Here is a 3,424-nt window from a genome sequence, read left to right as displayed (position 1 = left end):
GTTCCTTTACGACCCGCGCCCCGGCGACTTCAGGCGCACCAAAGAGGGCTGGGAAGCTGCTGCCAATATGGGCCCGGGAGATCTGGATTGCGTCCCGGAATTCACCCGGCCGGTCAAGGATGTTTAACCGCTTCACCCCGCACGCCATCATCTTTGCCGCGTTGCTTTTGGCTACAATGGTTGCTGCTTTAATTGATCTGGTATGGAGATGATGGGATGAGAAAGCCATTTTCGAAATTCATCTGCTCGATAGTCGGGCATAAGCCGCAGGAAGGCCCGCTGAAACGGTCGCCGCATACCGTCTACACGCATTGGCGCGACGTGGCTTGCGGTCGGTGCGGTCTTGATATGTGGAGGACAAAGGAATACCGCGATGCGCGCACTGAACCTGAACTGTTCAAAGACGATTGGCTGCAACACGGGCGCGATCGGCGTCTCAGTTGATCTTCAGCCAGTGCCTCAAGGCTGACCGCTCCGGATCTCAAACACCCGCTGCCGAACGGTGTCCATCTGCGCCTTCAGATCCGCAATCACATCCTTGGTTCCATAGACGGATCCAACTTCCTGGCGCAGCTCTTCGATCCGACGGCTGAGTTCGGCTATCTCTCCATCGCGAGCATGGTTGCGCTCTGACCATTCGTTCCGGGTGACGGTCATGGTGCGGAGGTCTGCCAAGGCATCGTCAGACCGCTTGCGATCCTCTGCCCCGCGTTGCGTGCGCCACTCCATTTCCTGTTGCGTGACCATGCTATCGGTAATCTTGGTGAGAGCGGATTGCGTCGTCTCAGCAAGCCTGGCGATAGCCGTCTGGTTGGCTTCCGAAAGCCTGACAATCGATTCATCGAGCCTCGCATTGTTGTCCTTTATGGGCTGCAATGCCATGAACCCGAGACCGGAGAGGATGACGACGCCGACGCCGATCGCCGACCAAATGACCGGCCATTGGGTTTTTCCTGAACTACGAAGCTCGTTCGACAGGGCAGCGAGGTTGGCGTTTACCCCCTGGAACCCGGTATTCATGTTCGAGCGGAGATCGATGATATCCTTGCCCTGGTTCTCTACCCGCTCGGAAAGCCGAGCGTATGAGGCCAGTGGGTCGAAAGGGCTTCCGTTCGCCATGTCGATAGTTCCTGTTGCCGCCATTTAAATGCCCTATGCCCTGCCTGTATTTTCAATTTAACGATCCGAGAACCACTTGGCTGGTAGTTTTAGGCCAGCCGTTGCGGTTCCCTGTTATCGCAGTGGTCAGGCTCTGGCGCTCTGCTCGAACAGGGCGTCAGGGCCGCTTGCGTTAAACCAGCGAGACGTACCCCGGCGGCCGGTAATACGGGTCGAGCATCGGAGCCATTGCCGCAGCGAATGGTGTCGCCATGGCGGCGTGATCAGTGGTGCGGGGGTGGATGCCGTCTGAATACAGCGCCGTGTCGCCCTGATAGGGCCTGAGGTCAATGTACACGTCGCAATATCCATCAGCGCCGGCCGCTAGCCAGTCGTTGTAATCGTTCTTGACGGTATTCTGGGCGCCGTTGAACGGGCCGCGGTTCAGGCAAGCGAGACCAATCATCAGGACCGGGAGACCGTAGGGACCGATCGTCGTCTTGACCTCTGTGGCTATCTCTATGAAATCGGCCTTGACCTGAGCAAGGGTGCGGTTTGCGTTGATGTCGTTGGTGATGCACTGCATGATGACGAAGGTGAGGAGTTCCATCCCCTGCTGCTGCAGCGGGGCCAATGTCGGCGTCTGGAGCTGCATCTTGTTGGCGTCGACGCCCTGGAACTGCCAAGGGATGACTTCCCCATTGACGTTCTGCAAGCCGCGCTTGATGTAGCCGCCGGTCGTAGAGGTGTTGGTGTCGTTGAGGTACTGACCGATGCTGTCGCCGACGACCTTGCCGCAAGCCATAGGGATATCCGGGATACCGGTGATGAGGTACGGCCAGACGACGTTGCCGCCGCCGGAGCCTGAATTGTTCAGCGTCCCGTTGCCGGCAATCTGGTTGCCGCCGACAGTACGGAATCCCTGAGATGCTGGGCCGTTCATGTTGAGGCCGTTGATCTGGCCGGTCGTCGGATCAACGACAGTGCGAACGCCTCTGACAAAGATCCGACTATTGGCGGCAGCAACAGCAGTGGGGATCGTATCCGTTTCGATCAGGCCGCCGGCAACAAGGTCTTTCGTCGCAGCGCCGCCGTCATAGGTAGCGACATAGGTAGTGGAGCCAATCTCAACCGCCCGTCGCCAAGTGCTTGTTGCTACCGGGGTCGATAGCTCCGTACCGGCGCCCGGATTGACGCGAAATTGCACGTCCTGAATTCGGATATCTCGGCAGTTGGCGCGGCCGACATCATGCCCGACGCGCATCTGGTTCACTGTATAGGAGCCGCCGGAATTCATAACGATCGGCGCGAGATTGGGAACGGCGGTGAAGCTGGCGATAAGCTGCCGCTCTGTCGGGTCGGGATGCACTACGCTTCCCCCACCCCTCTGCTGCGTGATCGAAAGGCTCAAACCTAGCATCATGGGCGTGTTCCGTATTTGGATTGCATATCGGCGCCCCACTTGGCGCAATTGTCGGCTTGCCGATCGCGGTTATCCGCGGTGACTTCCCATCGCTGGTTGATCCAGCGGAACTTCTCGCCAACCTTAGGGATCACGCGCTCGACGTGAGCAGTGCAGGAATCCGGCAGATCGGGGAAAGGAACGCGGGCTTGCGCCTGGCCTTGAGTGGTTGCGGCCGCACTGGCGCGCTCTTCGATCGTCTGGCATCCCTTGGCGCTCATCAGGGCGAGAGCGATCGGGATAAGGATTAGCGGGCGATATTCCATCGATCGTCCTCCTCACTCCAGCGGCCGCCATCTGGGCCGGTGTCCGCGGCTATGCGGGCTTCGAGAGCAGCTTCAGCTTGCGTCTTCTGCTTAAGGGCTTCAGTAGCGCGCGCCCGGTCGTCAGCGGCGGCACGGTTGGCCTGCGACAGCAGAAGGCGTTCCGTGGCCAACTGTGAGGCAATGGCGTCCCGTTCGAACTTCGTGACCATGTTCGAGGTCGCGAGTTTCACCTGTTGCGCGGCATAGGTATGGACGCGGCCGGCGGTTAGGTCGCCAATGACCGGGATGCTGGTGAGGAATGGAATGCGATTGGCGCCGGGTACGCCTTCCTCATAGATCAACAGCCCGATGAAGAGCACGCCGCCGATACCGATGAGACGGGCAATTGCGCTTAGGACAGCAAACATCAGTGTCCACCTCTATCGCGTGGGTCGAAAGGCATGGGTGGCGGCTCGTAAGGTTCTGGCCCCTCCCGCATCTGCTCACCGTCGATCGCGACAGGTGGAGAGGCGTATGGAAGGCCGGTTCTGGTGGCGAGGATCGCGGCTATATCCTGGGCCGTCGCGAATCCTGTGTAGAAGAAGACCATCGAGATAAT

4 protein-coding genes and 1 pseudogene are annotated in these 3,424 nt (G+C 59.3%); all 5 read right to left on the bottom strand.

Features of this window, described 5'->3' with window-relative positions; all coding sequences use genetic code 11:
• Positions 1-459 precede the first annotated feature (459 nt).
• The gene (locus G9X67_RS34275) at positions 460-1,119 is read right to left on the bottom strand and encodes a hypothetical protein (protein ID WP_171600736.1); all 660 of its coding nucleotides are present in this window, start codon (positions 1,117-1,119) and stop codon (positions 460-462) included.
• 172 nt (positions 1,120-1,291) lie between these two features.
• Positions 1,292-2,521: an SGNH/GDSL hydrolase family protein gene (locus G9X67_RS34270; RefSeq protein ID WP_171600735.1), complete on the bottom strand. Its 1,230-nt coding sequence runs from the start codon at positions 2,519-2,521 to the stop codon at positions 1,292-1,294.
• Entirely contained in the window at positions 2,518-2,826 is a 309-nt protein-coding gene (locus G9X67_RS34265; protein ID WP_171600734.1) for a hypothetical protein, read from the bottom strand. Before G9X67_RS34265 ends, G9X67_RS34270 begins: the two co-directional genes overlap by 4 nt.
• The gene (locus G9X67_RS34260) at positions 2,808-3,233 is read right to left on the bottom strand and encodes a hypothetical protein (RefSeq protein ID WP_171600733.1); all 426 of its coding nucleotides are present in this window, start codon (positions 3,231-3,233) and stop codon (positions 2,808-2,810) included. Before G9X67_RS34260 ends, G9X67_RS34265 begins: the two co-directional genes overlap by 19 nt.
• Positions 3,233-3,424 (bottom strand): annotated as a pseudogene (locus G9X67_RS34790) (hypothetical protein); the annotation flags it as partial. The gene G9X67_RS34260 and the pseudogene G9X67_RS34790, both read right to left, overlap by 1 nt.

This window comes from Rhizobium sp. WYCCWR 11152 (assembly GCF_013087615.1).
Lineage (GTDB): Bacteria > Pseudomonadota > Alphaproteobacteria > Rhizobiales > Rhizobiaceae > Rhizobium > Rhizobium indicum.
This window is presented reverse-complemented; position numbering and strand designations above follow the sequence as displayed.